This window comes from Bradyrhizobium sp. SPXBL-04 (assembly GCF_051853035.1).
Lineage (GTDB): Bacteria > Pseudomonadota > Alphaproteobacteria > Rhizobiales > Xanthobacteraceae > Bradyrhizobium > Bradyrhizobium zhanjiangense.
The window spans coordinates 3,568,165-3,594,332 of sequence record NZ_CP182472.1 but is presented as its reverse complement, the minus strand read 5'-3'; the positions used below and the strand labels follow the sequence as shown (position 1 = coordinate 3,594,332).

Below are 26,168 nucleotides of genomic sequence, written 5' to 3'. Positions count from 1 at the left end.
GGCGGCCGAATGGCTGGAGGCAGCCGGGAGCATGTCGAGCGGTGGACGGTCGCCCTAGCCTGCGATCCCGAGCAAGGATCGCGCCTCAGTCGCGGTCGCGACGCGCCGGCCGTGCCGTGCGACAGCCTCGGCCGCGATGGCCACCAGCTCTGCGTTGCTGGCGGCCAGGCGCGTCTTGCCGATCCTGATATTGTCCTCGAGCCCGGTGCGAACCGCGTCGGCGTCCCGCGCGAGCGCCCAGCCCATGACCTCGGCTTGATGGCGCCCGATTCCGGCTGCCGTCCAGGTTGCTTTCGGGATCAGCCGCCTGAGCTCTCCCAACAGGATGTCGAGGACATGTTCGTCCGCCGGCATTGCGTTCTTGACGCCCATGACGAACTGCACGTGCGGACGCTGGTCGATCAGGCCCGCCTCGATCAGGCGGCGGGCGCCATGCAGATGCGACAAATCGAAGATCTCGATTTCCGGCCGGATGCCATTCGCCTTCATGCTGGTGGCGAGCGTTTCGACCAGCGCGGCGCTGTTCTCGTAAACTATCGTCGGAAAGTTCACTGATCCGGTGGAGAGCGAGGCCATGTCGGGCTTGAGATACAGCGCTGAGCCGCGCGCCGAGGGATCGCGGCCCCGCCCGCCGGTCGAGAACTGGACGATCATGCCGGGACAATGCTTCCTGATCCCCTCCTGCACCAGGGCAAAACGCTCGGGGTCGGAGGACGGCGTCTCGTCATCGTTTCGAACATGAATATGCGCAAGCGTGGCGCCGGCCTCGAAGGCTTGTTGCGTCGATTCGATCTGCTCGGACGGCAGGATGGGGACCGCCGGATTGTCCTTCTTGCGCGGAACGGATCCGGTGATCGCGACAGCAACGACAGCGGGGTTCATCCAACAACCTCATGATTCCAGCGCTCGCGCGCACAAAGTTCGAGTAGTTAGTCACGCTATGCGTGAAGCCCTGCCGCTGCAACCTTCGTCAATCGCAGCGGCAGGGCCTTGTTCTGTCCGGATCAGGTCGGAATTGCGGTCGCACCGCCCGCTGCTGCCGCACGCTGCCGCTCATAATCGGCCTGCGCCATCGGAACGGCCTGGGGATTACCGAGATCGTCGATGCTGATCCGATAGGTTTCGCGCGCCGTGACCGCCGCCAGTGCCGCGATGACAGTGATGCCGAAGGCGATCGCCCCCACCGTCAAGGGAATGTTGGTCGAGCCGGGAGGAGCCACAGTCGCAAACAGGGCGGGAAGCAATGCCGTGATGGTCGTGCCGATGTTCTGCGAGATCGCCATCGCCGACACACGAGTGCGCGTCGGAAACAGCTCCGGATAAAAGCTCGGGAAGATCGCGTTGTAGCCCTGATAGACCACGCCCCACATCAGGAGCGACAGGAGGATCGCGAGCGGCACGTTCCTAATGCTGATGGCATAGAGATAGCCGAAGGCGAGCAGGCCGGAGAGCAGCGCGCCCACGATGATCGGGGGCTTGCGGCCGACCTTGTCGGAGAGATGGCCGACGAAGGGAATGATGAACACGGCCAGCATGTTTCCGAGCACCGGAATCCACAGATAGACGTCCTTGGCAAAGCCGATGCCATAGGCCGGCTGGACCGCGTAGGCCGCCCCAAAGATGGTCGCAACGACCGGAATGACGTTCATGAGCGCCATGCAGATGACCCGCAGCATGTCGGGCCAGCTCAGCTTGATGGCCTGGACGATCGGAGCCCGTGGCGTTTCTCCCCGCTCGTCCTCTCGGGCAAAAGCAGGCGTTTCGTCGACTTCGCGGCGAATGATGTAGCCGGCGACGATGACGAAGAAGCTGAGCAGGAACGGAATCCGCCAGCCCCAGCTGTTGAAGGCCTCGGTCGGCATATAGGCCGCCAGCGGCAGGAAGACGGCTGCCGCGAGAATTTGTCCGGCCTGCACGCCCTGGAGCGCGAAGCTTGCATAAAAGCCACGCCGACCGAACGGCGCGTGCTCCAGGATCATCGAGCTCGCGCCGGAGATTTCACCGGCCACCGCAAATCCCTGCACAAGTCGCAGGATGACGAGCAGGACCGGCGCCATGATGCCGGCCTGTTGATACGTCGGCAGGATACCTACCGCCATCGTCGAGAGGCCCATCAGGAACATGCAAAGGATGAGAACGGTCTTGCGGCCATGCGTGTCGCCCCAATGTCCGAGGACGAAGGCACCGATCGGCCGCGCCACGTATCCGACGCCATAGGTCGCAAGCGATGCGACGATTGCGACTGTGGGATTGTCCGACGGGAAGAAGATCTGCGGGAAGATCAGCGAGGCGGCTGTCGCGTAGATGAAGAAGTCATAATATTCGAGAGCCGACCCGATCCAGCCGCTTGCGGCAGCCTTCCTGGACTGAGTCATGTCATGGATCGCGCGCGTCGTGACCATCTCAAAATCCTCCCAATCTCGTTTGCTGACGGCCCGTTGGCGGGCTTCGTTGAAAAATTGGGCAGCAATCTTCGGGCGCTCTGCGGAGTTTCGCGAGCGCTTGTCACTGCCGGTCGGTGTCTGATTGGGGGCAACAATAGGCTTTCGCCGGGCTAACACAATTACCCAGTTATGCGATAAACCTAACATGATGTTATGCCGGGCGAACGCCCGGGCGGCGGCTATGCGCGCGGACTGGCGGCCGGCACTCCCGATGGCATCGAAGCCGCCCGTCTCGATTTCAACGCCTGTGCCGAGGTTGCGGTTGGGATTGCCGCGCGGCGCGGGCGGTTGATCGTCTGATCATGAGCCGCCGCAGATCCCGCGTCACGCGGTGTGGCCTGGCTCGATGTGCTTCGGCGTCTTCTTGTCGCGCTGCGGGGTCATCCTGGCCGGGTCAGGCGCGCCGGGCACGCCGCGCGGGCCCAACTGGTCGCGCTGGATGTCGTCTTCGGACAGCGGCGGCTCGACGCCGTTCTGCTCACGAGGCTTGGTCATTCGGCTTCCTTCTCTCGAAAGCTATCCGCGTCGCGGCGCTCTAGACGCCGAGTGCAGTCTCGCCGGCTTCGCGGCCAGGGACGCTGACATGGACTTCATGTCCCTCGCGAAGGGCCAGGGATGCCGCAGCAACCGCCGATTCGAATGCGGCTTCCTTGGTGGCATATCTGCTCTTGACGTCGCCGTCGTGCAGCACGCCCCATTCGTCCTGTACCGGCACGATGGCATATTGAGCAAGGCCCATGGTCCAACTCCTGGCTTGGCGTTCAGAGACCGTCTGCCCGATAACGCGCCGGCGCGCTTAACGTTGCGTCAGCTGCGGACGCACCGCCGTCACCCGCCACACCGTGTTGCCACTGTCGTCGGCCACCAGCAGCGCGCCGGTCTTGTCGATGGCGACGCCGACGGGACGTCCGCGCGCCTGATTGTCGCTGTTGAGGAAGCCCGTCACGACGTCCTGCGCCGGCCCACTCGGCTTGCCGTCCGCAAACGGCACGAACACGACCTTGTAGCCGTTCAGCACCTGCCGGTTCCAGCTGCCATGCTCACCGACGAAGGCGCCACTACGATAAGCGGCCGGCAGGCTCGTGCCGCTGGAGAAAGCCATCCCGAGCGGGGCGACATGCGAGCTCAGCGCGTAGTCCGGCACGATCGCCTTGGCGACGAGGTCCGGCCGCTCCGGCTTGACGCGGGGATCGACGTGCTGGCCCCAATAGCTGTAAGGCCAGCCGTAGAAGCCGCCCTCCTTCACCGACGTCATGTAGTCGGGCACGAGATCGGGACCGATCTCGTCGCGCTCGTTCACCACCGTCCACAGCGCACCGGTCTGCGGCTCGAAGCTGAGGCCGTTCGGATTGCGCAGGCCGCTTGCGAAGACGCGCCAGCGGCCGCTGGCACGATCGACCTCGAGGATGGCAGCACGATTGTGCTCGGCCTCCATGCCGTTCTCGGTGATGTTGCTGTTGGAGCCGACGCCGGCATAGAGCTTTGAGCCGTCGGGGCTCGCGACCAGGCTCTTGGTCCAATGATGATTGATCGGCCCGCCTGGCAGCGGCGTCAGCACCGTGCCGGGCGCGGTGATCTTGGTATCGCCCTCGGTGTAGGGATATTTCACGATCGCATCGGTGTTGGCGACATAGAGATCGTTGCCGACCAGCGCGACGCCGAACGGCGAGTTGAGACGGTCGAGGAAGACACTTTGCGTATCAGGTACGCCGTCGCCGTTGCTGTCACGCAGCAGCGTGATGCGGTTGCCCGGCCCGGTGTCGCCGCCGCCCGATGTCGCCCAGGACTCGATATATCCCATGACGATCTCCTTGGGCCGCTTGATCGCGGCCCCCTTCGGCGCCTTGGATTCCACCACCAGCACGTCGCCATTGGGCAGCACGTAGAGGAAACGCGGATGCTGCAAGCCGGTCGCAAATGCCTTGGCCTGCAAGCCCTGCGCAACGGCCGGTGTCTCGTCCTTCTTCCAGCCGACGATGCGGGCGATGTGGACCGGAGGCAGCAGATATTGCTGGATCTCCGGCAGCGTCGGATTGGCACCGATTTGCGCCTTCGGATCGCCGCTGCCGTCATTGCAGCCGGCCAGACACAGCAACGAAGAGCACAACAGCGCGCGGGCAATGGAGAACTTCATCGCGCAACTCCCACACCGTGGCGATAGACCATGGCCCAGCCGAGCCAGCCGGTGACGGGCAGGATCAGCACGGTGATCGCCGAAAGCACAAGCCCGGTTGGCCACACCGAGGTCCAGGCATCGCGCATGTGAATCATCGTGTTGAAGATCGCAAGGACCAGCGCCACGGCGTTGCCGATCAGATGCGGCCATGCCGGCGCTTGCGTCCGCACCAGCCGGTTGCCGAGGAAATCGGTCAGGCCTGCGATGGCCGCGAGCACGCCGAAGATGATGCCGACGAGCAGGAGCCAGGCGGAAAAATCCGCCCACATGATCTCGGCGCTCGCGACATAGGCGATGTCAGTGAACAGCGCCCCGATGAAGCACACGATCGGGATCGGCACCAGCATCGGATGAATCGGATGCCCCGCGATCTGCGCCGTGGAACGGACGCGCATGTCGTCTTGCACGGTCGGCCTCGTGACTTTCGCCCTACCCGACCGGCCAACTCATGCTTGCCGTGATGGTTCCTGGACGGATCGATCGTGCGGGCGCGCCTGCATGTCGGCAGCCGGCCGCCGCGTGGAAGGCGGCGATCCGGGCCGGATCGTCGAGCGCTACCCGAAACCGACGCTACGCGAGGTCAAATCAGCGGAGCTCCCTGTCGCAGATTCATGTGGCGGTTGACGTCCTTGTAAAGCAGATAGCGAAACCGACCGGGGCCTCCTGCGTAGCAGGCCTGCGGGCAGAAGGCGCGCAGCCACATATAGTCTCCGGCCTCGACCTCGACCCAGTCCCGATTAAGACGATACACGGCCTTGCCCTCGAGGACATATAATCCGTGCTCCATGACGTGCGTCTCTGCAAAAGGGATCGTCGCACCCGGCTCGAACGTGACGATATTGATGTGCATGTCATGCCGCATGTCGGCCGGATCGATGAAGCGCGTGGTTGCCCACCTTCCCTCGGTGCCCGGCATCGCGACCGGTTCAACCGAGTCTGCATGGGTCACAATCGCCTCGGGCTCGGCCAATCCTGGCACGCGCTGATACAGCTTGCGGATCCAATGAAGCTGCGCCGGGCTCTGCCCCCGGTTGCGAATGCTCCAGGCGCAGCCGGGTGGCAGATAAGCGAAGCCGCCGGGCCTGAGCTCACGCTCCCTGTCCGCCAATGTGAGGACCAACTGGCCGCCCACGACGAACAACGCGCCCTCGGCATCCTTGTCCGGCTCGGGAACTTCACTTCCTCCACCCGGCGCGAGCTCCATGAGATAGTGGGAGAACGTCTCGGCGAATCCGGACAGCGGTCGCGCCAGGACCCAGACGCGCGTGTCGTCCCAGTGCGGCAGGTGGCTGACGACGATATCGCGCTGCACGCCGTTGGGAATGACGGCGTAGGCATTCGTAAAGACCGCCCGGCCACTCAGAAGATCCGTCTGGGGCGGAAGGCCCCCTTGCGGGATGTGATAGGTTTGCGATGACATCATCAAGCCTCGTAGTCGTTACCGGGGTCAGCTTGCGGCTGTCCTGAGATCGAGTTGCATCGTCTCGTCCAGCCAATATTCTTCGAGATTGTCACCACCACCCTTTCGATCGACGACGAGGAACGAGCTTGCGTCCTTGAGGACCAGAAGCGGGTGGTGCCAGCAGTTTCGGGCATAGTTCACGCCTTGGTTGCCCTTGGCAGCGAACGCCCGATAGCTCGATTGTGTGTGCGGGTCCGTGCAAACGACGACCAGCCAATCCCGTCCGTTCAAGGGCATGAACATCTGGCTACCAAGTGGATGGCGCTCCATCAGGCGAATGGCGATCGGCGCGGGCCGCGCAGAGGCGACAAACCAGCTGATGTTGATTTGTCCGCCTTCGGCGCCGACATCGATAGTGGCGAGTTCGTTGTAGCGCTCGGCATAGCCCTGGTTGATCGACAGGGCCGTCAACCCTTCCGTTTCGACGACCTCTCCGAACGGAGCGAACGCCTGCCTGGTCAAGGGCTCAATCGAGAGTGTCGCCATCATCACGAAATGCCTCTGCGCTCAAAGCGTCTGCAGACCCGCGACGGGAGCGTTCGCGCCGGCCGGATCGATCTGCACGTCCTCGCTGGAAGGAACGACCTCACCATCGAGGATGCGATGCGCCTTCGCGCGATCGAGGTCCCCCTCCCACGAGGCGACGACGACCGTGGCAACGCAGTTTCCGACATAATTGCCGAGCGCACGGGCGATGCCGATGAACCAGTCCACCGACAGGATCAGCACCAGTCCGATCGCCGGGATGGCCGGAATGGCAGCCAGCGTCGCCGCGAGGACGACAATGGCCGAGCCCGGGACGCCATGAGCCCCCTTGGAGGTGAGCAGCGCGACGCCGAGGATCGCCAGGAGGTCGCCCGTGGCGAGCGGTGTGTTCGTCGCCTGGGCAATGAAGACCGCCGCCAAGGTCAGGTAGATCGAGAAGGCATCCAGATTGAATGAGTACCCCGTCGGGATGACCAAACCGACCGTCGACCGCTTGATCCCGAGCTGTTCGAGCTTGCGCATGGTCTGCGGAAGCACGCTGTCGCCTGCGGCCGTGCCAAGAACGATCATCAGCTCTTCACGCAGATAGACGAGCAGCTTGAACAGGCTGAAGCCCGACAGCCGCATGATCGCGCCGAGCACGAGGACCACGAAGAAGAACACCGCCAGATAGAACAGGGCAACGAGTCCCCCGAGCTGCTTGAGCGAACCGATGCCATACTTGCCGACAGTGAAGGCGATCGCACCGAAGACGCCGAGCGGGGCGAGCCGGACGACGAAGTTCATCATCTTGAAGATGATCTCATTCACCCGCTCGACGAAATCGACGACTGGCCTCGCGCGCTCGCCGCACAACGACATGGCACAGCCAAACATGATCGACACGATCAGGACCTGCAGAACATCGCCGGAGCTGAAGGCACCGACAATGGTCGACGGGATGAGCTTCATCAGGAATTCGGAGACGCCCCCGCCGGCGACCTGAGCCGCGGTCTGGCTGAATCCGCTGAGCGCCTTGGCGTCCAGCGTCCTCGGATCGATGTTCATTCCGGCGCCGGGCTGGAAATAATAAGCAAGCGCAATGCCAAACATCAGGGCGATGGTGGTGACGATCTCGAAATAGAGCAGCGAGCGAATACCGACCCTTCCTACCTTTGAAAGGTCGCCGGCCGCTGATATTCCCTGCACGACCACGCAGAACACGATGACGGGCACCAGCATCTTGATGAGCTTGATGAAGCCGTCGCCCAGGGGCTTCATCTGCAACGCGGTGTCCGGATAGGCCATGCCGAGAGCGATACCGGCCGCGAGTGCAACGACCACCTGGAAGAAGAGTGACTTGAAAATCTTGGGCATGGCTTTCCTCGCTCGCTGGGCTTCCATTTGTCTGGCTTGGTCGGCCTTTAGCCTTCGCCACTCTTATCGTTGGCGGCGACGTGAAGTCGCCGCGGACGGAGCCATTCGGTCGCGGCAGCACGCGCGAGGTCTCCGCCGGTCATTCGTTGACCAGCCTCGCCGCCAAGTCCAATATATAGAACGACACGATTGATAGGGTTTCGCTATGGATCTGCGCCAGCTCCGGTACTTCATCGCGGTTGCCGAAGAGCGGAGCTTTACCCTCGCCGCCCGACGGCTGAACCTCTCGCAGCCGCCGCTCAGCCAACATATCCAGGCGCTCGAGGCCGAACTCGGGACCCAGCTCCTCTACAGGACGAGCCGCAGGGTTGAGTTGACGCAGGCCGGCGAAGCCATGCTGGTGCGTGGGCGCGCGATCCTGCAGCAGATCAAAGCCACCGAAGACGAGGTCCGGTCGATAGGCGCCGGCTTGGTCGGAACGCTGGATGTCGGGGCGACCGGCTCGATCTTGCGCGGGCGTCTCGCCGAGCTGCTCGCGGCCTACCGGAAGGTCGCTCCGCAGGTCAAGATGACCGTGCATGAGCAGGCGCCGGCGCTGCAGATCGCCGCGCTCCTTGGCCGTACCACCAACATCTGTCTCATTCGCGGCATTCCCGCCGAACGCGACCTGACCAGCAAGCTGGCGTGGCGCGAAGAGGTCGTCCTGGCCGTGCCCCGCACCCATCGGCTGGCGCACCGCAAGCGCATCGCCCTCGGTGATCTCGCCTCCGAGGATCACGTCGTCCTGGATCCGGACAGCTCGGATTTCGCCCGCTACGTACAGAAGTGCTGTGTCGACGCCGGCTTCCTCCCAAAGGTTTCCCAGCAAGTCGTCGACGCCCAGTCGATCCCGAGTCTGATTGCCGCAGGTTTTGGTGTGGCACTCGTACCGCAGTCGATTGCGCGGTTCACAACCACCGACATCGTATTCCGCCCGATCAGGCCCTCGCCGCCCACAGCCGATGTGTTTCTGGTGTTCAGGGAGGACGAGACGTCGATGGTGGTGCACAATTTCATCAGGCTCGCGCTTCGCTACCTCAACCACCGAAGAGCCTGAGCCAGGTTCACGTCATCGATCAAGCCGGCAGGGGCGCCCCCTGCTCAGACCGTTGCGATAATTTTCTTTGACCACGTGTGGCCGTCATGCCGAAGGCACAGGGGCAAATGCCGCTGGTCGTCGACGAAACGCGACGTGTCGGAATGAAATGAAACGTCTAAGCTGTTGAGAACATTGGAGCGGGTGAAGGGAATCGAACCCTCGTATTCAGCTTGGAAGGCTGCTGCTCTACCATTGAGCTACACCCGCGACAGGGGCTCCCTAACACGGCCGGACGACGGTCTCAACTGCCGCGACGGTGACTTTTCGCAGCTTGCCGGCCTTACGAACAGGCCTCGGTTCCGGCCAATCGGGCTGCCCTTAACAGCTGCGGCCTTACAACCTATATTGGAATCTCCCGAAACCAACGAAAGGAGGTGATCCAGTGTCTTATCTCAAGCGCTGTCACCTCGCTGGGATCGCCCGCTAAGCTCTAGACAAAGCTTGGCATCGGGGCGCTCTCAGCCCTGGACCAGCGAGCAAGAAATCGGGCGCGACGGGGCCTCCCCGCCGCGCCTTTTCTTTTGCGATTTGTCTTAATCGAGGGTCGAGAGCGCCCGCCGGCTCAGCTCGCGCGAAGCCGCTCACGGAATGCCACTGAGGCAATCAGCATGCCGACGCACCAGGCCATGATGGCGCGGTGGGGCTCTCCGGAGAGGAGCACGGTGAAGATGCTCGCAAGCAGGCACGGCGCGATCGCCTTGCCGGTCCGGCTCGCCAGCGAGAGCAGGAACGGCATCGCCGCGATCGATATATGCAGGACGTCCATGTCGAGTCACGGTCTCGTCGACGCCTTCAAAAGCCGCAGATGTTGAGCGCACGCGGGCGTTTGCCGCGCCGGCTCTCCACGATCCGCTCGCCGCCGTTCTCGGCCGAGCTGCCGTAATAGCGGTGATGGCCGGCCTGGTCGTGCAGATCGGCTGGCTCCGATTGCCCCGCCCGACGCGCGTCGCAGATGATCTTGATGGTGTGACCCGACATAGCCGCCTCCAGCAAAAACCTTGTTGTTTGTGGTCATCAGTCGCGACCACTTCCGGCGGCGTTCACACGGCGCGGCCGCAATCGGGTTTCAGGACGGTTTCGTCGCTTGCTCGCCGCGCAATATTTTGCTTCGGGATTGTCGGCACGGGCTGCCGTGCTACGTCCTTGGGGCTTGCTTAGAAAAAAGAGGTGACGATGCTGTACGCCATCCTGGCCTATCACGTGGAAGACGAGGTCTTGTCCTGGACGCCGGAGGAGGACGCCGCGGTCGTGGCCAAAGTCATCGAGGTTCAGGCGCCCCTGAGAGCAAGCGGACAGTTTGGGCCGGCCGCCCGTCTGGACGAGACCCGGAAGGCCCGCACCTTGCGGGGCCCCGGCGCGGGCATGGTGCTGGACGGCCCGTTTGCCGAGACCAAGGAGCAGCTTCTGGGCTTCCACCTGATGGAATGCGCCACCGAGGATGAGGCGATTGCGGCGGCGCGGAAGCTGCGTGCGGTCAACCCGACGGCGGTCTACGAAATCCGCCCGGTCAAGCTTTACGTGCCGGCCGACGGGTTCGGCGCGACATCCCCGTGAGGTGCCGCTTACGGGTCTAGCTCGGACCGCGCGATGGTGAAGCGCTGGATCACGAGCCCGCCAAAGGCGATGAACCAGACGAAGGGCGCGATATGCGGCGCGAACGCGGCAACGACCGTGCCCGGAATGAACACGAGCAGCGGAAACATCGAGGCCATGATTTCGTGGCGCCAGCCGCCCAGGATGGTCCACCACAGCCAGGCATTGAGGCCGGCGATCGCGGTCAGGTGCAGGCCGTAGAGCACAGCCACCGCGTTGCTCATGCCATAGTTGGTGTAGAGACCGTTGGTCACCGGCAGCAGCACGATCGAGAGCAGGAAGAACAAATTCAGGATCACCGCGCCGCGGCTGCCAATGGGCTGGCGCGCCAGGCGCCGGTGATGGCTGATCCAGAACACGCCGGCGATGATGAAGCTGAGCGCAAAGCCGGCAAGCTTGCCGGAATAGACATGGGCAAGATCGCTCCAGCCGGGGGCGCTGGTGAACACCGCGGCCTTGGGCAGGTCGTAGGCGAGCAGCGTCATGGCGACACCAAAAATGGTGTTGCTGAGCGATTCCAGCCGCCGCATCTCGAACTGGTCGGGCTTGAGCTCGGTCATGCCAGGGACGCGTTTCTCGGGCTGGAACTTCGGGCCGTCTTTCCCCCTAAATCCTAAACCCGGTTTCGTCCAGCTGCATTGCGATTCGCGAGGAGATCGCCGACTCTCCCCCTTTCACCGGGGCGATTCGTGGCGACATATCTGGACACGCTCAATGCGGAGCAGCGCCGCGCCGTCGAGCATGGCGTGGCCGAAGGCGCGACCGTGGGCGCTCCCCTGCTCGTCATTGCCGGTGCCGGCTCCGGCAAGACCAACACGCTCGCCCACCGCGTCGCGCATCTGATCGTCGCAGGCGCCGATCCGCGCCGCATCCTGTTGATGACGTTCTCCCGCCGCGCCGCGGCCGAGATGGCCGGCCGCGTGGAACGCATCGCCCGAAAAGTGCTGGGTGAGAACAACGCCGCGATCATGCGCGATGCGCTCACCTGGGCCGGCACCTTCCACGGCATCGGTGCGCGGCTCTTGCGCGAATATGCCGAGCGCATCGGCGTCGATCCCGCCTTCACCATCCACGACCGCGAGGACTCCGCCGACCTGATGAACCTGGTCCGGCACGAGCGCGGCCTGTCGAAAACCGAGAGCCGCTTCCCCGCCAAGGGCACGTGTCTTTCGATCTACTCGCGCTGCGTCAATGCCGAGATGGAGATCGAGAAGGTGTTAGGGGTGCACTATCCCTGGTGCGCCGGCTGGGCGGCCGAGCTGAAAGGCCTGTTTGCGGCCTATGTCGAGGCCAAGCAGGCCCAGCACGTGCTCGATTACGACGATCTTCTGCTCTACTGGTCGCAGATGATGAGCGATGCGTTGATCGCGGAAGAGATCGGCGGCCGCTTCGATCATGTGCTGGTCGACGAATACCAGGACACCAACCGCCTGCAGTCCTCGATCCTGCTGGCGCTGAAACCCGACGGCCGCGGCCTCACCGTGGTCGGCGACGACGCGCAGTCGATCTATTCGTTCCGTGCCGCCACCGTGCGCAACATCCTGGAGTTTCCACAGAGCTTCTCGCCGCGCGCCGAGATGATCACGCTCGACCGCAATTACCGCTCGACCCAAGCGGTGCTGGCGGCAGCCAACGGCGTCATCGGGCTTGCGCGCGAGCGCTTCACCAAGAATCTCTGGACCGACCGCACCTCGACGCACAAGCCGCAGCTCGTCACCGTGCACGATGAGGCCGACCAGGCCCGCTACATCGTCGAACAGGTGCTGGCCAATCGCGAGCAAGGCGCGCTCTTGAAGCACCAAGCGGTGCTGTTCCGGACCTCCTCGCATTCCGGCCCCCTGGAGATCGAGCTGACCCGCCGCAACATCCCCTTCGTCAAGTTCGGCGGACTGAAATTCCTCGATGCAGCGCACGTCAAGGACGTGCTGGCGCTGCTGCGTTTCGCGGAGAATCCGCGCGACCGCGTCGCAGGCTTCCGCATCCTGCATCTGTTGCCGGGCATCGGACCCGCCACGGCGCAGCGCGTGCTCGACCAGATGGCCGAAAGCACCGATCCGCTGGCCGCGCTCGGTCAGCTTCCGGCGCCTGCTCGCGCCGGCGCTGATTGGACCGACTTCGTCCGCACGACCCAGAATTTGCGCTACTCGGAATGGCCGGTCGATCTCGAGCGCGTACGGTTGTGGTACGAGCCGCATCTCGACCGCATTCATGAGGATGCCGAGACGCGGCGTGCCGATTTGATGCAGCTCGAGCAGATCGCGAGCGGCTACGCCTCGCGCGAGAAATTTTTGACCGAGCTCACGCTCGATCCACCCGATGCGACCAGCGACAAATCCGGGCCGCCCTTGCGCGACGAGGACTACCTGATCCTCTCCACCATCCATTCCGCCAAGGGCCAGGAATGGAAGTCGGTGTTCGTGCTCAACGTCGTCGACGGCTGCATGCCGTCCGACCTCGGCGCCGGCACCAGCGCCGAGCTCGAGGAGGAGCGCCGCCTGCTCTATGTCGCGATGACGCGCGCCAAGGACGATCTTCATCTTGTCGTGCCGCAGCGCTTCTTCGTCCACGGCCAGGCCGCCAAGGGCGACCGCCACGTCTACGCCTCGCGCACCCGCTTCATCCCGGAGCAGCTGGTCTACCTGTTCGAGCGCACCGCCTGGCCGAAGGCCGCTGCCGGCGCAGCGCGCACCGCGGCGCAGGGCCCGAAGATCGACATCGGCGCGAAGATGCGGGGGATGTGGCGGTAGAGCTAAAGCGCGATGAGGTTGGGATGAATCGTCATCGCGCTTTAGGTTTTGGTCTGAGCATGATCTTTTCGGAAAACCGCTTCACACTTTTCCGGATCATGCTCTAGGCGTTCAGCCTGTCGAACTGGACCTTGCCTGCCTTCATCACCAGCGGAATGTGCTCGCCCTGGCCGAGCAGGCAGGAAACGTCGCGCAGCGGATTGCCGTCGACTACCAGCAGGTCCGCGATGGCCTCGGGCGCGATCCGGCCTAGCTTGCCTTCCATGCCCAGCACCTCGGCGCCGATCAATGTCGCGCTGGCGATCACGGCGCGCGAGCCGAGAATTTCGGCGCGGATGCGGAATTCGTCGCTCTGCAGGCGCTGCGACGGGCCAAGCAGATCGCTGCCGAACCCCATCTTCACGCCGGCGTCGCGGTAGATCGCGAGGGAACGCAGCCCGGCGTCGCGAACATCGGCGATCTTGGCCACGCTCTCGGGCGGCAGACCGTATTGGGCGCCCTCGTTCGCCAGCGCTTCATAGGTGACGAGCGTCGGCACCACATAGGCGCCCTTCTCGGCCATCAAGCGCGCGGTCGGAGCATCGACCAGATTGCCGTGCTCGATCGTGCGCACGCCGCAGCGAACGGCGCGCGCGATGGCAGCAGCGCTGTAGGCATGGGCCAGCACATAGGTCTGGCGCCCGTGCGCCTCCTCGACGATGGCGCGGATCTCGTCCTCGGAGTAGCCGAAGGCGCCGACCGGATCGGTTGGCGAGGCGACGCCGCCGGATGCCATGATCTTGATCTGGTCGGCACCCATCTGCAGCTCCTCGCGCGCCGCCTTGCGCACGCCGTCGACGCCGTCGGCAACGCGTGCCAGCGCGCCGACACGCACGCAGCAGGGACACGGCGCGTCGCTGGCGAGGTAATCCGAGCGCGCCCGCATGTCGCCATGCCCGCCGGTCTGGCTCAATGCGCGGCCGGAGACGAACAGTCGCGGGCCGTCGGTCAGGCCGGTCTCGATCGCCTGCTTCAGCGCATGGCCAGCCCCGCCGGCGTCGCGGACGGTGGTGAAGCCACGCCGGAGCATGCCACGCAGCAGCAACGTCGAGCGCAGCGTCACCAGCACGTTCGGCATGTGCACCTGCTGCGCCAGATTGAGCTCGACCGCCACCGCATGAACATGCAGGTCGATCAGGCCGGGCATCAACGTCTTGCCCTTCAGGTCGATCGTCCGATCGGCCGAGGCCTGGAGCGGCCGGTCGGAGACCTCCTTGATCAGATTGTCCTCGACCAGCACGTGATGTCCCTCCAGCAGGTCCGGCTGGAGCGGATCGAGCAGAGCGACGTTCTTGAAGAGGGTGCTGGGCATGGTCGTTTCCTGTCTGGTCAGGACTGTGTGAGCAGCGCGGGCAGCGCGAGCTGGGCAAAGGGAAGGCACGCCGCGATGTCGTCCGCGCCGTACCAGCCTGACTCGTGCAGCAGGTTGAGCGAGCCGAGCGTGCGCCCGCGCCAGCGCACGGGCATGTTGAGCACGCTCTCGCAGCCGAGCGACGCGATCAGCTCGTAGTCGGGAAAGACGTTGCGCAAATCATCCTGCGTGCGGCCGATATAGGCCTCGCCGCGATCGAGAACGGCCTCGGTCCACGGGCCCGGCGCCAGGCGCTTGCGTCCGCCGGTCGGATACGGGCCGGGGAGATTGGAATAGACCCGCGCTGCTTCGCCGCTGTCGCCGTCATAGGTCAGGATGGTGAACAGCTTGTGCCCAATCGCCGATTTCAACGCGTCGTCCAGCGCCGAGAACAGGGCATTCGGCTGCTCCACCCTGCCCTGCGCGGCCGCCACATTGCAGAGCAGCGGATCGGCCTGGCGTCTCACCTTCCTCATGCGACTTCACCCGCCGCAATCTCTTCCAGTGAGCGGCCGCGCGTCCGCACGCCCATCAGGACGACGGTCAGCGCGCCGATCAGCAGAACGCTGGTGGTGATGCCGAACACGCCGGCAAAGCCGAAATTGGGATAGAGATAGCCGACCAGGATCGGCGAGACGATCGCGCCGATGCGGCCGATCGCGGAAGCAAGGCCGGCGCCGGTGGTCCTGACCGGCGTCGGAAACACTTCCGCCGTATAGGCATAGACGCCCGCATAGGTGCCGTTCATGAAGAACGACAGGCAGATGCCCGCGAGCATGATCTGCTGGTCGCTGTGCGCGAACGCGAGTCCGAGCGCGCTGGCGCCGCCGAGCACCATGTAGGACGCGATCGTCGCCTGCCGGCCAACGCGCTCGTTGAACCAGGCGGCGCTGAAATAGCCGGGTATCTGCGCGCAATAGATCGCGATCGAATAGGCGAAGCTCTTGGTGATGCTCATGCCGTTCTGGACCAGAAGGCCAGGAATCCAGACGAAGAAGGAATAATAGCTGAAGGTGATCGCCAGCCACATGATCCAGGTCATGATGGTGATGCGCGCCTGCCGGCCGGCGAGCAGCGCGGCGAAATTGGCCAGCAGCGTTCCCCCGGCGAAGGGCGGACTGACCGCATCGACGACTGGCTGCGACAGCGCGTGACCCTCACGGGCGAAGCCGGCTTCGATCCTGTCCAGCACGGCTTCGGCTTCCTTGCTCCTGCCCCGGCTTTCCAGCCAGCGTGGCGATTCCGGCAGCGCCCTGCGCCACCACAACAGCATGACGACCGGGACGGCGGTGATCACCAGCACGATGCGCCAGCCGTTCTCATAGGCGGGAACGATGAAGTAGCCGAGCAAGGCCGCCGCGACGAAACCGAAGGAGAAGAAGCCGGCCAGCGCGCCGGTAAAGCTGCCGCGGAAGCGCCGCGCGACGAACTCGGCAAGATAGGGCGCGATGATCGCGCTCTCGGCACCGGTGCCCATGCCGGCGACGACGCGGGCGGCGAAGAAGGATGGCCAGGTGTCGACCGCCGCGCTCACGATCGATGCCGCGCAATAGAGCGCCAGCGCCGACATCATCACCGCCCGGCGGCCAATCAGGTCGCCCAGCGTGCCCGCCAGCAACGCGCCAAACAGGAAGCCGATATAGGTGCTGCTGCCGAGTACGCCGATCTCGACGCTCGACAAATTCCAGGCCGTGCGCAGCACCGGCAGGATGAACGCCAGCACGGCCGCGTCCATCGCGTCGAACATGTAGCCGAGCCCGCCCATCAACAGCAGATGCGTGTGGAAGCGCGCGAATGGAAGGCGCTCGATGCGCGCCGATATCATCGACATGAAAGTCCCCCTCGATTGTCACGGGCCCGGCGCGCCGCTCGGGAGGGAACCATAGACAAAGTGACATTATCGTCATAATTTATAATTATGATCTGATATATCACCGTGGTGAATGTTCGTGTCGTTCCGCGCGCTCGACCTCAACCTCCTGAAAGTCTTCGAGGCGCTGATGACCGAGGGCAGCGTCACGCGCGCCGCGAATGCGTTGCGGATGACCCAGCCCGCGGTCAGCAACGCGCTCGCGCGGCTGCGCGACGCGCTCGGCGATCCCCTGTTCGTGCGAGCCGGCACCGGTATCCGCCCGACCCAGCGCGCCGTGGTGCTGTGGGAACCGATCGGCGAGGCCCTGGAAAGCGTGCGCGGTGCGCTCGACGAGCAGGTGTTCGATCCTGCACGTGCACAGACCGAATTCAGCCTGTCGATGTCGGACTACGTCTCCTCGCTGGTGATGCCGAACCTGCTCGGCCATCTCGGCAAGGTTGCGCCGAAGTCGCGCGTCCACACCGTGCCCAATACCGTCGTCGAGATCGCCGACCAGCTCGAGGACAACAGGGTGGATTGCGTGCTCAGCGTCTATGTCAACGAAGCGCAGCAGCCGGCCGCCATCCGCTCGCGCTCGCTTTGGACGGTCGACTATGCCTGCTTCATGCGGCGCGGCCATCCGCTCGCGGCCCAGAAACGGCTGAGCACGCGGACCTTCCTCAACGCGGGGCACGTCGATGTGAGTCTCGCCGGCAAGACCTTGCCGTCCTACGATCTCTTCCTGGCCTCGCGCGGGCTATCGCGCAACCTGGTCGCGACCGTCAATCACTACAGCGCCGCCTACGAGGTCGTCCGGCAGTCCGACTTGATTGCCGTGCTGCCGAGCGACCTGCGCTCGCAATCCCGGCACGCGCCGTTCCTGCACGCCATGCCGCTTCCGCTTCGCGCGCCGCCGCGCATCGTCAGCCTGTTCTGGCACCAGCGCAACGACACCGTGCCGGCGCAACGCTGGCTGCGCGAGACGCTGGTCGGGATGTTCGCCGAGGCCGACTGAACACGCACCTAACACCCTCCAAAAAGGAAACGGTGCGTTTCTCGAAGCAGCATTGTTGCGCTGGCATTAGCGGCCTAGCTCCACCGCAAACGATCCCTCCCTCAATGACAGGCGCCTGTTGCGCCCGCAGAGACCTCATCGATGACCGCACCGCTCGAATTCGGACTGGATACCTTTGGCGACGTCACCAAGGACGCCTCCGGCGCGATGCTTTCGCATGCGCAGGTGATCCGAAACGTCGTCGATGAAGCCGTGCTGGCCGACGAGCTCGGTCTCGACTTCATCGGCCTCGGCGAACATCACCGCGCCGACTTCGCGATCTCCTCGCCCGAGACCGTGCTCGCGGCCATCGCGGCGCGCACCAAAAGCATCCATCTCGGCTCTGCGGTGACGGTACTGAGCTCGGACGATCCGATCCGCGTGTTCCAGCGCTTTGCGACGGTGGATGCGCTCTCGAACGGGCGCGCCGAGGTGATCCTCGGCCGCGGCTCGTTCACCGAATCCTTCCCGCTGTTCGGCTTCGACCTGCGCAAATACGAAGAGCTATTCGAGGAGAAGCTCGACCTGTTCGCCGCGCTCTTGCCGCAACAGCCGGTGACCTGGGAGGGCAAGCTGCGTCCGCCGCTGCGGGATCAGTTGGTCTATCCGCCGGTCGAAAACGGCACGCTCAAGACCTGGATCGGCGTCGGCGGCAGCCCGCAATCGGTGGTGCGCGCCGCGCATTACGACCTGCCCCTGATGCTCGCGATCATTGGCGGCGATCCAGCGCGCTTTGCACCCTACGTCGAGCTCTATCACCGCGCGTCTAGGGAGTTCGGCCGCCCGGCACAGCCGATCGGTGTGCATTCCCCCGGCTATGTCGCCGAGACCGACGAACAGGCGCGTGAAGAGTTGTGGCCCGATTACAAGGCCATGCGCGATCGCATCGGCAAGGAACGCGGCTGGCCGCCGATGGGCCGCGACGAGTTCGTCAGCGAAGCCGAGCACGGCTCGCTCTATGTCGGCTCGCCCGAGACCGTTGCGCGCAAGATCGCCAAGACGGCGAAGGCCCTTGGCATCTCGCGCTTCCAGCTGAAGTATTCGGCGGGGCCATTGCCGCACGAGAAGCTGATGCGCAGCATCGAGCTTTATGGGCGCAAGGTGGTGCCGATGGTGCGGGAGATGATCGGGTAAGTCTGCCTTTGGTCTACGACGTCGCGCCCTGCTTCATCAGCCCGAGCCTGCTTGCGCCGACATAGAGCGAGAGCACAGCGGCGTTGGAGACGTTGAGGCTCTTGATCTCGCCGGGCATGTCGAGCCGCGCCACGACGCTACACGTCTCGCGGGTCAACTGCCTGAGGCCCTTGCCTTCGGCCCCTAACACCAGCGCCAGCGGCTCACGCAGCGCGACGTCGCTGAGATCCTCGCTGCCCTCGCTGTCGAGCCCGACGGTCTGAAAGCCGCGCTCGTTCAGCGCGGTGAGCGCGCGGGCGAGGTTTTGTACGGTGATGAGCGGCACGAGCTCGAGCGCACCGGAGGCTGCCTTCGCGAGCACGCCGGTGGCTTCCGGACTGTGACGCGCGGTGGTGACGATCGCCTTCACCGCAAAGGCCGCGGCGGAGCGTAAGATCGCGCCGACATTGTGTGGATCGGTGATCTGGTCGAGCACCAGCACCATGCCTTCCTGCTTCAAGGTCTCGATATCAGGCGAAGGCAGCGGATCGGCTTCCGCAAGCAACCCCTGATGCACGGCGTCTGGGGACAGCAGACGGTCGATCTCCTGGGGCCGGACGATCTCGGGCGCGATGCGGGTTGCGATGTTTTCGTCCGCGAGCCGCCTTGCGGCGTTCTCGGTCAACGTCAGCTTGCGGATCCGCCGCCGGGGGTTGGCGAGCGCCATCGTGACGGTGTGCCAGCCATAGAGGATGACAGGCCCGTCGGGGTGCGAATCGCGGTCGCGCCAGACCGGCCGGCCGGCCGATTTCCCGGGTCTGTTGAAGGGCTTAGCCCCGCCGCGAGCCCCCTTGGGGCCGAATTTTCGATCCTTCATGGGCTCGCTTGTGTCACGGGTCCCGGAATATGGCAATTTCGGTGCCGTCAGGGGCGATTTTAGCTGTTCGCCTCGGTTGACTTTGCCCCACTGCTTCGCCCATAAACGCGCCCGGTCGCGCCCCGATCAGGGTTGTCGCGGTCTTCACGTTCCATGGCCGTCTTCGGTCCGCCGGCAAGGTCCGGCCCGATTGTGCTGCCGTCGAGCGGGGGAGTGTCCCGAGTGGCAAAGGGAGCTGACTGTAAATCAGCCGCCTCATGGCTTCGCAGGTTCGAGTCCTGCCTCCCCCACCAGCCTTCGCTCGCTTCGCGAGCTTCGGCTTGGCAAGCCAGGGCAGAACGTCATGGCGCGAAGCCAAGCCCGGACATGACGACTTTCTCATAACTGCATTCGTGTGATCGCCACCACGGCACGCTCACACCAAAAAGCAAAACGCCCGTCCGCATCACGCGAACGGGCGCCTCGTCGGCTGAACCGATCAGAGATCAGTAATAGCGGCGCAGCACGCGATGGCCGCCGTAGTACGGTGCGTGGCGATGAGCGTAGCCGTAGCGCGGACCGTAGCCGTAGTGCACGCGCGGCAGATAGCCGTAGCGCGGGCCATAACCGTAGCGATACGGACGATAGTACGGGCGGTGATAGCGATAAGCGGCACGATAGCCGTAACCATAGCCATAATTGGCGGGCGCGACGACCGCGTCTTCACGATACGTCGGATACGGCGCGAAGGCGCCCGGGCCTGTGTAGGTCGGCCCTTGGTTGACGTAATAATACTGCGTGGTCGGCTCGGCGAGGCGCTCATATGCTCCATAGCCATAGCCATAGCCGTACCCATAACCATAGCCGCCGCAGCCGGTGTTGCAGCCGGAATAGACCGGCACAACTGGCGCGCACGTGGTGAAGCCGCAGGCCGCGGCGGGCGCGGTAGCGACGAACATCACGGCAGCCGCCGCGACCAGTCCCGAAATCATTTGACGCATTACTCTCTCCTGTTGATTTCCGTTTTTTGGGTTTTCACGTTTGCTAACCCGGCGGCTTGCCGGGGATCTCTGTATGCGGCCGTGGCCGAGGGCGCCGAGGATGGTCGTTGATCTCGGGCGCGAGGATCACTGGCGGCGGATCGACGGGCACGTCCATCTGCGGCGGTAGCGGCGCGGACGACGCGCCCCAGCTCTGGTGGTAGCTCTCGGCCGGCTTCGGCAATTTGCGGTTCGCGGGCGGCTCGACCTCGAGCCGGCCGTAGCCGGGCCGCAGGCCCAGCGTCGGATAATAATGGCCGACGTCGTCGGGCTGCCGCTCGGCGATATAGCGCCCGCCATAGATCGTGGGCTGCACCTGCTGGTTCTTGCCGAGGCCCCAGACGCCCTCGACGACGCTGTAGGACGCGTCGATATTGTTGATGATGATCGGCACGCCGGGACGGCCGGGAACGACGATATCGAAGCCGCCGTCGGCAAGCGCCGTCGCAGGCAGTCCGATCAGAAAGGCAGCGAGCGCCACAGCGCGCATGAGAAGGCCCCGGTTGTCCGGCCACAACCTATCCGATCGCGACGCAGAGAGGGTTAAGGCCCGCTCACCAATTTCCGGTAAGCCTAATGTGCAAGGATTGCGCGCTGCTCAAATGCTGCAAAGCGCACTAGCGAAGCGTTAACGGCATCGAGCGCACCGGCCGGAACCACCGTATGCTCACATCCGTTTGACCGTCCGGCTGCGAAAATCGACCGGTTTCACCGGAACGTCCGGCGCGCTCGGCATTTAGCCCCCGTTCAACCACAACGGGAGCCAACAATCATGAATATCAAACTCCTCGGCGCCGTCGCGATCGCGACCACCACCCTCGCGGGCCCCGCGATGGCACAGGCGGTGGTCAACAATCCTGCCCGCTGCTCGGCCCAGTTCCCGAATGCCAACTGCCAGAACCTCGGACCGGGAAATCCGTACACCGACAGGGGTTATCGCCATCGCCGCATGTCCTATCGGCAGACCAACAGCGGCGACTGGAATAATGATTGGAACAGGAGCCGCACCGGCTTCTGGCCGACCGATGTCGCGGCGGGCGTAGCCGGTGCCGCGATCGGCACCGCGGGCGCGATCGCAACCGCTCCGTTCCGCGCCTGGGACAATTCCTACGCGTACGATCGTTCGTGGGACAATCGCGGCTGGGACACCCGCACCTATGCCCAGCGTAACGGCTTCGTCTGCACGCCCGGCACCTGGTTCAAGGGCGACGACGGCCGCCGGCACATCTGCCAGTAAGCGGCTCACATTGAACGCGACCCATCAGGCGGCCCGCAAGGCCGCCTGATTCATGTCTTGCGACGACGATCGCGGTTCTGGCACTTTCCGACCAAGTCTGATATTGCGGCGCGCAAGGGTGGACGGCCCCGGCATGTGCCGGCCGTGCCCGCTTTCTCAGGCGTCGCCGGCTTAGCTCAGCGGTAGAGCAGCGGTTTTGTAAACCGAAGGTCGGGGGTTCAATCCCCTCAGCCGGCACCAATTGACTATCCTCCATCCTCCGCTATTGTCCGTTTCAGCGCCTAAACCCGCGGAAAACAACGATTTTCTTGTACGTCCGCGACCGCTGGCATCTGCTGGTATCCGAGCATTTTGTTGGTATCTCTGTTGGTACCTCCGGTCTCGAGCAAAGGAGATACCAACAGACGTTCGGGAAACGCGAATAATCGAGGGGGTGAGCGATGGGACTGACGGATGCAGCCTGTCGAGCTGCAAAAAAGGCCGAGAAGCCTTACAAATTGAGCGATAGCGGCGGCCTCTTTTTGCTGGTCGATACAGGGGGATCGCGTCTCTGGCGGCACGCTTATCGCTTCGCCGGCAAGCAGAAGACGATCTCGTTGGGCGTCTATCCGCACGTCGGCCTCGCGGCCGCGCGAGACGCGCGCGACGCGAACAAGCGCATGCTAGCTGCGGGGGTTGATCCAGCTGAAAAGCGAAAGGCCGATAAGCAGGCCGCAGCCGTAGCGCATCTGACAACGTTCGACCGGATCGCTGACGATTGGCTCGAAGATCAGCGCAGCCTCACCGGAGGATTTGATGCGCCCAAAGACCAGCGCAAGAAGTCCCCGGAGACGATCGAAAAACTGGATTGGTTGCTGTCGCTGGTTCGACCCCAGCTCGGCAAGCTCGATGCGCGCACATTGACCACTGCGCAGATCGTGGACGCGCTGGATCGCATCGGTGCGCGTGGTCAACGTGACACGGCCCACCGATGCCGCGCGACTGTCAGCCGCGTGCTTGCCCGTGCAGCCAGACGCGGAGCCATCCCGATCAACCCGCTCGGCGATACCAGGAACAGCGACATCACCATTAGAGGCGCCAAGGCCGTGCAGCACCACGCCAGTGTGACCGACGCGCGCGACGGGGACCGCGATGGTGACGCCGCACGGCGGTTCGGCAAACTCCTCCGCGACGTGCGCGGCTATCACGGCGCGCCCCAAACCCGTCTGGCGCTCGAATTGCTCGCGCTGACGGGGCTACGGCCGGGCGAACTTAGGCGATTGCGCTGGTCTTGGATCGACGCTGACGGCGCCGAGCCGATCGTCACGTTGCCACCCTCGCTCATGAAGATGCGCAAGAGCCACACGGTTTACCTCAGCCGGCAGGCAGTGGCGCTGCTGCAAGAGCTTCGACAACTCACCGGGTGGACGGTGGAAAGCGCCGACCGCGTCGCTGCCGGAGCTGATTTCCTCTTCCCATGCCATCAACCGCGCCGCACGGTTGGAAAGGACGGGCAGCCGGTGAAGCGATCGCGCTACCGCCCGCTGTCGGAAAGCGCCATGAATTCGGCACTGCGACGGCTCGGCTACGCGAACAGCGACCACGTCGGTCACGGCTTCCGTAGCGCGTTCTCGACACTGGCGAATGAGGCCCACGCCGCTCGCGCTGACGTCATCGAGACCGCTCTAAATCACATGGATGAGGATGCTGTGCGCAGCACGTACAACGATGCCGCTTACCACGAGCAGCGGCGCAGACTGTCCCAATGGTGGGCCGACTATCTCGACGAGCTCCGCGGGCACGGCCGCGTGGTGCAGTTGAGGGCTTGAACAATGGCAGAGTTTGCAGAGCCATCACGCGACGCAGAACACGATCTCCGGCGACGCACGCAGATCCTCATCGACGCACTGAACCGTCGAGGCCTATGCGGCGCGACCTACGAAGAAGCTGACGAAAGCCTTCGCAGCCACTTTGCAGGCCTGACAATGCTGGCGTGCAATCCCCCGGCCCACCTGATGTTTCAAGACGCTCGATCCGTGAAGCTGCTCAATGAACTGGGTGAGCTGGCGAGTGCGCTTGATGACAAGCTCGAGGAGATCGACAGCTACAGCGTCATCGACACGGGCGAGAAGATCAACCTGTGCGAATTCGCGCTCCCGCAGGATGATATCGAGCAGCTCCGATGCACCATGCAAGTGCTCCGGCTCGCTCGGCACCGCGCGGAGGAGATAGGGGTGCGCGCCCGGCGCGGCCGGCAGACGCTGCCCGTGTTTTACGAATTCGTGAGGCGGCTTCACAAACTCTACAAGCAGAGGACAGGACGAAAAGGGTTCAGCGAAAAGGATGGTCTCGTGGCAGGCGACTTCGTTGAGCTCGTTTTTGAGGCGCAGCAGATGCTATCGCCGTCACTTCAAAGCGACAGCCTCAAAACCGTCGGGACCCGCGTGCTGGCCGCCTTTTCAGGTTTAAATCCGGAAAGATAATTATTTATACCGGTCGTGACTGTCCTTCGTCCTCCTTTTAAGTCCGTACTCATCGTTATCGATGGAGCGGAATATGGACGAGGGTTTCGAGCGATGGGTTAAGGCGTACGGTGTCACCCCAGCAAACTCGCCAAAGCGAGCTTGCGAGCTGCTCGGCTGCGGGCACGACTATTTCTACAAGCTGGTGAAGCTCGGCAAGATCACCATCAGGAAGATGGGCACCAAGAGCGTCGTCACTGGCGAGAACATCTATCAGGTGCTGCGGGAGCTTCCAGAGGCCGATCGCGCCGCCTGAGCCTCTCGTCAATCTCATCACAGTTGCAGCCGCGCCCGTCGCCGCAATCCGGGCGCCGGCGCAGCCGCCGCGAGCCGGAAGTACGCTCGCGGCACAGCGCCCCCAGGTGTGGTGAAAGCCTGGGGGCGCATTCCTTCACCCAACATGATCTAGGACCTTGCGATGGGCACCGTCGTCAGATTTCCCCTCAAGCTCCGCTCACCAGAGCCACAGCAACAACGCGCAGAGACAAAGGTATTTCCCTTCCCTTTCAGCCGTCGCCGCTATCTCGTCGAGCGATCCGCGCGCGCGATGCGCGGCCTGACGCCTGACAAGGCTGAAAATTATCTCAATGCTGTTCTGGACCGCCTTTGCGCCGAGCTCAACGCGATCGGCCTCGATTGCGAGGATGGGGATGGTCAATGCGCCGCGCTTTGCGAGTTCATCGAAGCAGTCGGCAAGGAGCTTCACGGTCCGCAATTTCGGCTTGAGGAGGCCGCGCAATGAGGATGTCTCAAGTTAAACGCGCCGTTCGTCGCGCAGTTGACCCGGCCGACGATCTTCAACCTGACCCAGCGGACGACCATACCGCCCAGGAAGCTGAGCTGACGAGCTCCGCACATACGACTGGTGACGACGTAGAGGATCCGAGGGTCCTCTCGCACCACGACCGCTCATACAGCCCAGTGACACCAAAGACGTGGAAGGGCACGCTGCCGTCTCTTCAGCAGTGGCTTGCGGAAGGTCGGGTCCCCGACAACGACGTGACTATTCTGTCCGGCGACGGCGGCAGTGGAAAAACCGAGATCGCCATGCAGCTCCTAATCTGTGTTGCTGGTGGTGTTGGCGAGTGGATGCCGACACCTTCGCAATTTTGGCAGACGCCACGAAGTCGATCGGGCTTGTTCGGATCGCCGCAGCAGACCGGGCAAGGGAGCCCCTCATCTGTTCCGGCCTTCACGATCTCCATCTGGCCGCTACAGACTATGCACACGCATTTGCCGTTGCAGACGGGGCACAAGGTATTTCCGCCGGGCATTCCCAGTCCTATCGTTGCGATCAACCCGGCCCCTATTTACACCGGCCGGACAGCCGGCAGACGTGCTCGGCTGGCGTTGTCCCCGGCAAAACGTCCGCCACCCTCCGCAGCCTGTTGGTATCTGCGTTGGTATGTTACGGAGTTATTCCACAAATTACCGTTTTAATTCAGATGGATAACGGGAGTTACCCATCCCCTCAGCCGGCACCATTGGTTTAGCCGACACCGCGTCGTGGCCTGACGTGCTATGTCGAACCTGCAATCGACCCGGGCGGTAAAGCTTCGATCGCCCTCCGCGACCGCAGATCGAAGCCTGTCAATTGCCACGGCTCCATATTCATCGGCGACCACCGCAAGAACTAAATCATCGGTTTGCCGTTATCCTCGTGCTATAGAGCCGTCTCGCGGAGGTCTAGCGATGGACCCGAATGATCGGGTAGCCTTAGCCC

At 63.9% G+C, this 26,168-nt stretch carries 30 protein-coding genes and 3 tRNA genes; 14 read left to right on the top strand and 19 right to left on the bottom strand.

Annotated elements, in window-relative coordinates; all coding sequences use genetic code 11:
- Positions 1-54: 54 nt before the first annotated feature.
- On the bottom strand, positions 55-882 hold the full coding sequence (locus ACNJX8_RS16880; RefSeq protein ID WP_439361405.1) for a 3-keto-5-aminohexanoate cleavage protein: 828 nt from the start codon (positions 880-882) through the stop codon (positions 55-57).
- A gap of 122 nt (positions 883-1,004) precedes the next feature.
- Positions 1,005-2,402 carry an MFS transporter gene (locus ACNJX8_RS16875; protein ID WP_439361404.1) on the bottom strand — a complete coding sequence of 466 codons (1,398 nt, stop codon included), beginning with the start codon at positions 2,400-2,402 and terminating at the stop codon, positions 1,005-1,007.
- A 195-nt stretch (positions 2,403-2,597) separates the two neighbouring features.
- On the opposite strand from ACNJX8_RS16875, the gene ACNJX8_RS16870 reads away from it, so the two are divergent.
- Complete coding sequence (locus ACNJX8_RS16870; protein ID WP_439361403.1) at positions 2,598-2,744, top strand: hypothetical protein; 147 nt, start codon at positions 2,598-2,600, stop codon at positions 2,742-2,744.
- Between the two features lie 24 nt (positions 2,745-2,768).
- Here the strand turns inward: ACNJX8_RS16870 and ACNJX8_RS16865 are convergent, their stop codons facing one another.
- The 7 genes from ACNJX8_RS16865 to ACNJX8_RS16835 all read right to left on the bottom strand — a co-directional run bounded on the left by ACNJX8_RS16865 (position 2,769) and on the right by ACNJX8_RS16835 (position 7,924).
- Positions 2,769-2,939, bottom strand: a complete 171-nt coding sequence (locus ACNJX8_RS16865) for a hypothetical protein (protein ID WP_164934807.1) — start codon at positions 2,937-2,939, stop codon at positions 2,769-2,771.
- A 40-nt stretch (positions 2,940-2,979) separates the two neighbouring features.
- Positions 2,980-3,183: a hypothetical protein gene (locus ACNJX8_RS16860; protein ID WP_091889217.1), complete on the bottom strand. Its 204-nt coding sequence runs from the start codon at positions 3,181-3,183 to the stop codon at positions 2,980-2,982.
- 57 nt (positions 3,184-3,240) lie between these two features.
- A complete protein-coding gene (locus tag ACNJX8_RS16855) occupies positions 3,241-4,578 on the bottom strand; it encodes a PQQ-dependent sugar dehydrogenase (protein ID WP_439361402.1) in 1,338 nt (445 codons plus the stop codon).
- Entirely contained in the window at positions 4,575-5,015 is a 441-nt protein-coding gene (locus ACNJX8_RS16850) for a DUF2231 domain-containing protein (protein ID WP_439361401.1), read from the bottom strand. The genes ACNJX8_RS16855 and ACNJX8_RS16850 overlap by 4 nt, the downstream gene beginning before the upstream one ends.
- Positions 5,016-5,200: 185 nt before the next feature.
- Positions 5,201-6,040: a bifunctional allantoicase/(S)-ureidoglycine aminohydrolase gene (locus tag ACNJX8_RS16845; protein WP_128940615.1), complete on the bottom strand. Its 840-nt coding sequence runs from the start codon at positions 6,038-6,040 to the stop codon at positions 5,201-5,203.
- Positions 6,041-6,067: 27 nt separating this feature from the next.
- The gene (locus tag ACNJX8_RS16840; RefSeq protein WP_439361924.1) at positions 6,068-6,568 is read right to left on the bottom strand and encodes an ureidoglycolate lyase; all 501 of its coding nucleotides are present in this window, start codon (positions 6,566-6,568) and stop codon (positions 6,068-6,070) included.
- Between the two features lie 21 nt (positions 6,569-6,589).
- Complete coding sequence (locus ACNJX8_RS16835; protein ID WP_128933107.1) at positions 6,590-7,924, bottom strand: C4-dicarboxylate transporter DctA; 1,335 nt, start codon at positions 7,922-7,924, stop codon at positions 6,590-6,592.
- A gap of 205 nt (positions 7,925-8,129) precedes the next feature.
- Between ACNJX8_RS16835 and ACNJX8_RS16830 the strand changes: the two genes are divergently transcribed.
- Entirely contained in the window at positions 8,130-9,020 is an 891-nt protein-coding gene (locus ACNJX8_RS16830; RefSeq protein ID WP_439361400.1) for a LysR substrate-binding domain-containing protein, read from the top strand.
- 175 nt (positions 9,021-9,195) lie between these two features.
- Here ACNJX8_RS16830 and ACNJX8_RS16825 read toward each other — a convergent pair.
- The 3 genes from ACNJX8_RS16825 to ACNJX8_RS16815 all read right to left on the bottom strand — a co-directional run bounded on the left by ACNJX8_RS16825 (position 9,196) and on the right by ACNJX8_RS16815 (position 10,040).
- Positions 9,196-9,269, bottom strand: a tRNA-Gly gene (locus ACNJX8_RS16825).
- 355 nt (positions 9,270-9,624) lie between these two features.
- Entirely contained in the window at positions 9,625-9,828 is a 204-nt protein-coding gene (locus ACNJX8_RS16820; RefSeq protein WP_439361399.1) for a hypothetical protein, read from the bottom strand.
- Between the two features lie 26 nt (positions 9,829-9,854).
- Positions 9,855-10,040, bottom strand: a complete 186-nt coding sequence (locus ACNJX8_RS16815) for a hypothetical protein (RefSeq protein ID WP_091889314.1) — start codon at positions 10,038-10,040, stop codon at positions 9,855-9,857.
- 195 nt (positions 10,041-10,235) lie between these two features.
- On the opposite strand from ACNJX8_RS16815, the gene ACNJX8_RS16810 reads away from it, so the two are divergent.
- The gene (locus ACNJX8_RS16810; RefSeq protein WP_164934806.1) at positions 10,236-10,616 is read left to right on the top strand and encodes a YciI family protein; all 381 of its coding nucleotides are present in this window, start codon (positions 10,236-10,238) and stop codon (positions 10,614-10,616) included.
- Between the two features lie 8 nt (positions 10,617-10,624).
- Here ACNJX8_RS16810 and ACNJX8_RS16805 read toward each other — a convergent pair whose 3' ends face one another.
- The gene (locus ACNJX8_RS16805; RefSeq protein ID WP_128933063.1) at positions 10,625-11,215 is read right to left on the bottom strand and encodes a TMEM175 family protein; all 591 of its coding nucleotides are present in this window, start codon (positions 11,213-11,215) and stop codon (positions 10,625-10,627) included.
- A 129-nt stretch (positions 11,216-11,344) separates the two neighbouring features.
- Here ACNJX8_RS16805 and ACNJX8_RS16800 point away from each other — a divergent pair, with 129 nt between their 5' ends.
- Complete coding sequence (locus ACNJX8_RS16800; RefSeq protein WP_439361398.1) at positions 11,345-13,402, top strand: ATP-dependent helicase; 2,058 nt, start codon at positions 11,345-11,347, stop codon at positions 13,400-13,402.
- A 103-nt stretch (positions 13,403-13,505) separates the two neighbouring features.
- Here the strand turns inward: ACNJX8_RS16800 and ACNJX8_RS16795 are convergent, their stop codons facing one another.
- From ACNJX8_RS16795 to ACNJX8_RS16785, 3 genes are read right to left on the bottom strand one after another with little or no spacing between them, the layout of a single operon-like run.
- Positions 13,506-14,753: an amidohydrolase family protein gene (locus tag ACNJX8_RS16795; protein ID WP_439361397.1), complete on the bottom strand. Its 1,248-nt coding sequence runs from the start codon at positions 14,751-14,753 to the stop codon at positions 13,506-13,508.
- 17 nt (positions 14,754-14,770) lie between these two features.
- Complete coding sequence (locus tag ACNJX8_RS16790; protein ID WP_439361396.1) at positions 14,771-15,268, bottom strand: GAF domain-containing protein; 498 nt, start codon at positions 15,266-15,268, stop codon at positions 14,771-14,773.
- A complete protein-coding gene (locus tag ACNJX8_RS16785) occupies positions 15,265-16,623 on the bottom strand; it encodes an MFS transporter (protein ID WP_128933059.1) in 1,359 nt (452 codons plus the stop codon). Before ACNJX8_RS16785 ends, ACNJX8_RS16790 begins: the two co-directional genes overlap by 4 nt.
- Positions 16,624-16,735: 112 nt before the next feature.
- On the opposite strand from ACNJX8_RS16785, the gene ACNJX8_RS16780 reads away from it, so the two are divergent.
- Both ACNJX8_RS16780 and ACNJX8_RS16775 read left to right on the top strand, forming a co-directional pair.
- Positions 16,736-17,659 carry a LysR family transcriptional regulator gene (locus tag ACNJX8_RS16780; protein WP_091889327.1) on the top strand — a complete coding sequence of 308 codons (924 nt, stop codon included), beginning with the start codon at positions 16,736-16,738 and terminating at the stop codon, positions 17,657-17,659.
- A gap of 141 nt (positions 17,660-17,800) precedes the next feature.
- Positions 17,801-18,832 (top strand): LLM class flavin-dependent oxidoreductase, encoded by a 1,032-nt coding sequence (locus ACNJX8_RS16775; RefSeq protein WP_439361395.1) that lies wholly within the window; start codon positions 17,801-17,803, stop codon positions 18,830-18,832.
- A gap of 13 nt (positions 18,833-18,845) precedes the next feature.
- On the opposite strand, the gene rlmB is transcribed toward ACNJX8_RS16775, so the two are convergent.
- Positions 18,846-19,688: a 23S rRNA (guanosine(2251)-2'-O)-methyltransferase RlmB gene (gene rlmB, locus ACNJX8_RS16770; RefSeq protein WP_439361394.1), complete on the bottom strand. Its 843-nt coding sequence runs from the start codon at positions 19,686-19,688 to the stop codon at positions 18,846-18,848.
- Between the two features lie 207 nt (positions 19,689-19,895).
- Here rlmB and ACNJX8_RS16765 point away from each other — a divergent pair.
- Positions 19,896-19,981, top strand: a tRNA-Tyr gene (locus ACNJX8_RS16765).
- A gap of 192 nt (positions 19,982-20,173) precedes the next feature.
- Here the strand turns inward: ACNJX8_RS16765 and ACNJX8_RS16760 are convergent.
- Positions 20,174-20,668: a hypothetical protein gene (locus ACNJX8_RS16760; protein WP_439361393.1), complete on the bottom strand. Its 495-nt coding sequence runs from the start codon at positions 20,666-20,668 to the stop codon at positions 20,174-20,176.
- A gap of 43 nt (positions 20,669-20,711) precedes the next feature.
- Positions 20,712-21,197 carry a hypothetical protein gene (locus ACNJX8_RS16755; protein ID WP_128933054.1) on the bottom strand — a complete coding sequence of 162 codons (486 nt, stop codon included), beginning with the start codon at positions 21,195-21,197 and terminating at the stop codon, positions 20,712-20,714.
- Positions 21,198-21,479: 282 nt separating this feature from the next.
- On the opposite strand from ACNJX8_RS16755, the gene ACNJX8_RS16750 reads away from it, so the two are divergent.
- The 7 genes from ACNJX8_RS16750 (at position 21,480) to ACNJX8_RS16720 (ending at position 25,885) form a co-directional block, all read left to right on the top strand.
- Positions 21,480-21,944 (top strand): hypothetical protein, encoded by a 465-nt coding sequence (locus ACNJX8_RS16750; protein WP_128933053.1) that lies wholly within the window; start codon positions 21,480-21,482, stop codon positions 21,942-21,944.
- Positions 21,945-22,109: 165 nt separating this feature from the next.
- Positions 22,110-22,184 (top strand) — tRNA-Thr (locus ACNJX8_RS16745).
- Positions 22,185-22,384: 200 nt separating this feature from the next.
- Complete coding sequence (locus ACNJX8_RS16740; RefSeq protein ID WP_439361392.1) at positions 22,385-23,752, top strand: tyrosine-type recombinase/integrase; 1,368 nt, start codon at positions 22,385-22,387, stop codon at positions 23,750-23,752.
- A gap of 3 nt (positions 23,753-23,755) precedes the next feature.
- Positions 23,756-24,406 (top strand): hypothetical protein, encoded by a 651-nt coding sequence (locus ACNJX8_RS16735; protein ID WP_439361391.1) that lies wholly within the window; start codon positions 23,756-23,758, stop codon positions 24,404-24,406.
- Between the two features lie 73 nt (positions 24,407-24,479).
- Entirely contained in the window at positions 24,480-24,701 is a 222-nt protein-coding gene (locus ACNJX8_RS16730) for a hypothetical protein (RefSeq protein ID WP_439361390.1), read from the top strand.
- Between the two features lie 162 nt (positions 24,702-24,863).
- The gene (locus tag ACNJX8_RS16725) at positions 24,864-25,187 is read left to right on the top strand and encodes a DUF6074 family protein (protein WP_439361389.1); all 324 of its coding nucleotides are present in this window, start codon (positions 24,864-24,866) and stop codon (positions 25,185-25,187) included.
- The gene (locus tag ACNJX8_RS16720) at positions 25,184-25,885 is read left to right on the top strand and encodes an AAA family ATPase (protein ID WP_439361388.1); all 702 of its coding nucleotides are present in this window, start codon (positions 25,184-25,186) and stop codon (positions 25,883-25,885) included. Before ACNJX8_RS16725 ends, ACNJX8_RS16720 begins: the two co-directional genes overlap by 4 nt.
- Positions 25,886-26,168 lie beyond the last annotated feature (283 nt).